The organism is Thiolapillus sp. (assembly GCF_048562965.1).
In the GTDB taxonomy this organism is placed as follows: domain Bacteria; phylum Pseudomonadota; class Gammaproteobacteria; order Chromatiales; family Chromatiaceae; genus Thiolapillus; species Thiolapillus brandeum_A.
The window spans coordinates 1-3968 of sequence record NZ_JBHNMF010000309.1 but is presented as its reverse complement, the minus strand read 5'-3'; the positions used below and the strand labels follow the sequence as shown (position 1 = coordinate 3968).

At 58.1% G+C, this 3968-nt stretch carries 4 protein-coding genes; 1 reads left to right on the top strand and 3 read right to left on the bottom strand.

The features are described 5' to 3' along the window. The 3 genes from ACOCD2_RS13820 to ACOCD2_RS13810 all read right to left on the bottom strand — a co-directional run. The coding region (locus ACOCD2_RS13820; protein WP_419625741.1) for a TniB family NTP-binding protein at nt 1-510 on the bottom strand (510 nt) is incomplete at its 3' end. Beyond that, on the bottom strand, nt 507-2513 hold the full coding sequence (locus tag ACOCD2_RS13815; protein WP_419625740.1) for a Mu transposase C-terminal domain-containing protein: 2007 nt from the start codon (nt 2511-2513) through the stop codon (nt 507-509). The genes ACOCD2_RS13820 and ACOCD2_RS13815, both read right to left, overlap by 4 nt. Continuing rightward, complete coding sequence (locus tag ACOCD2_RS13810; protein WP_295538879.1) at nt 2449-3198, bottom strand: hypothetical protein; 750 nt, start codon at nt 3196-3198, stop codon at nt 2449-2451. The genes ACOCD2_RS13815 and ACOCD2_RS13810 overlap by 65 nt, the downstream gene beginning before the upstream one ends. A 499-nt stretch (nt 3199-3697) precedes the next feature. On the opposite strand from ACOCD2_RS13810, the gene ACOCD2_RS13805 reads away from it, so the two are divergent. Further along, on the top strand, nt 3698-3880 hold the full coding sequence (locus ACOCD2_RS13805; protein WP_293725460.1) for a hypothetical protein: 183 nt from the start codon (nt 3698-3700) through the stop codon (nt 3878-3880). Nucleotides 3881-3968: the final 88 nt, after the last annotated feature.

The following is a 3968-nucleotide window of genomic DNA, read 5'->3' as shown; positions in this document are numbered from 1 at the left end:
GTAGCCGTTGGCGTTCATGCCAAGAGCCTGCAGATGTTGGGTCTCGTCCAGAAAGATGACCTGGATGCCAGCCTGCTTAAGCATGGTTAGCACCAGGTCGGTCAATGTGTCTGATGTGCCATTCAGGGATCCCTTGTAGCCGAGGGCTCTGAGGATCGTCTTGGCCATGAAGCGAGGCGTCAGCGGGCTGGACAGGGAAGTCATCAGAGCGACCTGGTTCAACTGCAGGCCCAGCTGAAATTCCTGGGTTACAGGCCGGAATTTCCTGGCGAAGAGGTCGCACAGCGTGGATTTGCCGCATCCAGACTCACCAATGATCAACAGGTGGGATCGGTCGGAAATCACCTCGTTCTCGCTGACTGCCCGGCAAATGCCGTCGAAAGCTTCCTGGATCATCGGGTGGCTGACCACGGTCTCGCTGATGGTTTTTATGATAGTCCGCTCGGGTGTACTGAGCGCCTTCTTGTACTGGTCGAAGGCAATGACGTTGTCGTACTGTTCTTTGTTCATCGGGGTGTCCTCTTTATGCCGGTGATTACAGGAAAGACGGTGGCTTTCCCGGTTTGGGGTTGCGCTTCAGTCGATTTCTGGGTGTCCTCCTTTATTGGTGGTGAAATGGGGGTGTCCGACTCGGCCGAAGGGGTATGGTTGGTGTCCCGAGACGGTTTCGGGGATTGTGGTTCCTCTTGGGTCTGGGGCTCGCCTGACAGGGCGCGGGCGGCCAGGGCATCGCGTAACCGGTCCCTGCGTATCCGGGCAACCTTGTCATCCGCGTGACCCAAGGCCGCGTAGTACTCCTGGCGCAGGCGATACAGCTCGATGTCCTGCATGCGCTCGAAGCGCTCACGGATGCCCTTCTCCTGGAGTTCTTTTTTCAGCAGCTTGTGCTCATACAGGGAAAGATGTTTGGTGTACTGGGGCTGCGTGGAGTCGGCCATCAGGAAGATGTCCTCGTCGCCGAGGGTCCGTACATAGACGTGGCCCAGGTCCAGTTCGTCGATCCGGACCTCCACCTGGGGCTTGCGCCCAAGCTGGCGCTGTTTTATCTCCCAGCTGCGCAGGGCATCGGAGCGCCACTTCAGGTCGTGGACCTGAACACAGCCATTGGTGACTGTTCGGGACACGGTGGTACGGAACAGGATGTCAGCGTCCTCCGCAGTAAGGGTGTTGACCGGTGCCTTCGTCACCGCCTCGTTCCAGACATCGATGGGTGCCCGTCCCAGGGATCGGTGGAGATTGGTGTGGTAAATCTGTTCGATCCAGGTGTGCACATGAGCCCGCAGCTCATCCAGCGTCAAGCGGGCCAACTCCTGGGAGTGGTAATCACCCTTCTCCCTCGGGTTGGAGAAGGTGGTGCCCGGGAACTTGTGTACGAGGGCCTCGTTCAGCGTGCGGAAGAAGCGCTCCACATGCGCCTTGGCATTGGGCGTGTAGGGTGGGCAGACTTCCAGGGTGGTTCCCAGCCGGCGCATGGCGTTGATGAAGCCACTGTCCTGATAGTCGGCCCCGTTGTCCACGATCAGAGTGTCGGGAATACCGCGGGGTTTTCCAGGTTGTGCCACGCAGGCCTGCCTCATGGCTTTGAGCAGCGTGCCGCCGCAGAACGGCGCCAGGGTGATCTCGGCTGCCAGCACACAGCGGGTGTGTACATCGAAAACCAGAGTGAGGTAGGGGCGACCGATATCGGTGGGGGAACCGCCTTCCTCGTCCGGCTCCACGATGATGATGTCCATCATCTGGCCGTCGGCCATCACCACTTCCAGGGGATCGGTGGTGTACAGCGCTCGTCCCGCAGCCCGGTGGTGCCGTTTCGCGTAGGCTTTGCCATAGCGGGCGGCGTCGAGCTGGTAGGCGTCGATACGCTGGATGTAGCGGCGGATGGTCTCGGCCGAGGGCGGTTTCAGCTTCGTCTCCGCCTGGCAGTTGTACTCAGCGACCTCTACCGCCACCTCGGTCTCTACCGCGCTGATCGGGTTCTTCTGGCTGTTCATGTAGACTTTATTGATCGCCTTCAGGATGATCTTCTGCAGTTCGTTCGGCTCCTCGAGGCGCACCCGGCTGGGCTTGGGTGCCGGCATGAGGGCCGACTCAGAGCGCCCGCCTTCGATCCAGCGTTTGATCCAGCCGGCCACGGTGGAGACCCCTGGTGGGGATTTGTCCCCGATTTCCTGTGCGAAATCCCGCACGATGGCGGCAATGCGCCTGCGTGAACCAACCTTGTCGGTTTGCCTGGTCACCGCCCGCACATAACCCAGCTTGTAGTCCAGTTTCTTGATCTGGGCGTCGGTGAGGCCGGCCCGTGAGGCATTGTTGCCCAGGGGCGGCGTGTAGATGATTTCGAGCTGCTCTTGTTCCACGAGCTGCTGCAGGGCTTGAAAATCCAGGAAACGACTGTTTCCGCCGTTGACATCGGTCAGGCGCAGGCCCTTGTCACTGACATGTGCAACTTCAAAGGGGGAGGCGCAGATCGTGCACCGAGCCCCAGTTTGCGGTAGCGATTCGATTTTGTTCATGGTCGATACCTCCAAGTGGTGTGGTTTCGCGCCAGGGCGCGTTGATGGGAAAGGTTAGTCGGCCCAGCAGGGCCAGTTTTTCCACAGCGAAAGGGGACAGGCCGATTTCGATGGCCTGCCGCCGCAGTTCCGCCACCGTGGTCGGTGCCAACCGCACTCGCTCCAGCAGCCGATGGGCGGTGGATTTGGGAACCTTTACTCCCTGCCCGCGGCGCAGCCTGCGGCGAATCTGCAGCCAGGGCTGCTGCTGCAGCTCCTGTTCAGTGATGAGGTAGTGGGGGATGCCGATGGCACCGAGGGCCTGCCGGATGCATCGCATGCGTTCCACCACGGACTGGCGTTGCAGCTGGCCTTTTGGCTTCACATCCACCACGGCGTAGAAATGACCGCGGCGAATTGCAAAGTCCGGCACGATGGGGGCTCCCTTGGGGCCTTCCATCTTGAAAGGCTGGCCCCGGTACTCATCAATGGTGGGGTCCAGTTCGAAGCAGAGCGCGGCTTCTTTCTCCAGTCCGCCTTCACAGGGAATGCCCCCGCGGTTTTTCAGCGACGGGAAGATGAAGGTCCGCAGGTGGGGTTGCCCCTGCCGCAGGGGGCGCACTCCTTGGATGATTCCGGATTCAGGATCCGGTTTTTTGTCGAATGCCTTGTGGATGCGACGAGCAAGGCCTTGTTGGGTGTTCATATGTTTGTAGCTCCATATTTTTCAATGACTTTTGTGCCCCGGTCCCAGGTTTTCAGGGAGATGAGCCTGAAATTCAGGCAAAGTCATCCCTTGCCCCAATTTTTCGAAAAAAATTGGGGTGGTAGTCGTGTAAGCAGTCTGTTGCCGGGGTGTTCGGCTGAAGATGCCGGGGAGGCTTCCGGGCGTTGGTATCGCTTGAATGCTCCTTGACCTGCCCGGCAGTTATGGGAAGATGGCGTTTGAAGGATGGCTCAATCTTCAACCGCCGGCCCCGTCAGCACGCCAATGCTGTCGGGGCCTTTTCATTCCTGGCATCTTCTTCTTCAACTATCAACCTGTCATTTCAGCCTCCTGTGGTCGGGCGATCACTCCGCCCGCTGAAAAAAGCACGTACTATCAAGATAAAATGGCTTGTTGATTGTCCCAGTTTATTGGGACAAATTGGCTTTTTGCTGCTATTATTGTTGCGTAAGTCATGGAAATATCAGGAGAAAATATTATGGCTGAAGAACTGCAAACAGAGCCGGTTGCCAGCATGAAGAAGAAACGATTTGGAAAACTCCTGCAGCAATTGCGGGGCCCGGATGTGGCGGAATATCGCTACAAGTCAGCCCTGTCCCATTTACGAAAGCATCGAAGGAATAAAAAGAAAAATGGGCTCTTCCCCAAATGGAGTGGGTAGATTATCGTAATCCCCTATGAGAGACAAAGACCTATACGCCCAGATACTGGGAATCAAGAGTCCCTGGCAAGTATCCGGTGTAGAGCTG

Coding starts and splice junctions, on each gene's coding strand:
- ACOCD2_RS13815 (WP_419625740.1), bottom strand. CDS start 2,513: ATGAACAAAATCGAATCGCTACCGCAAACTGGGGCTCGGTGCACGATC.
- ACOCD2_RS13810 (WP_295538879.1), bottom strand. CDS start 3,198: ATGAACACCCAACAAGGCCTTGCTCGTCGCATCCACAAGGCATTCGAC.
- ACOCD2_RS13805 (WP_293725460.1), top strand. CDS start 3,698: ATGGCTGAAGAACTGCAAACAGAGCCGGTTGCCAGCATGAAGAAGAAA.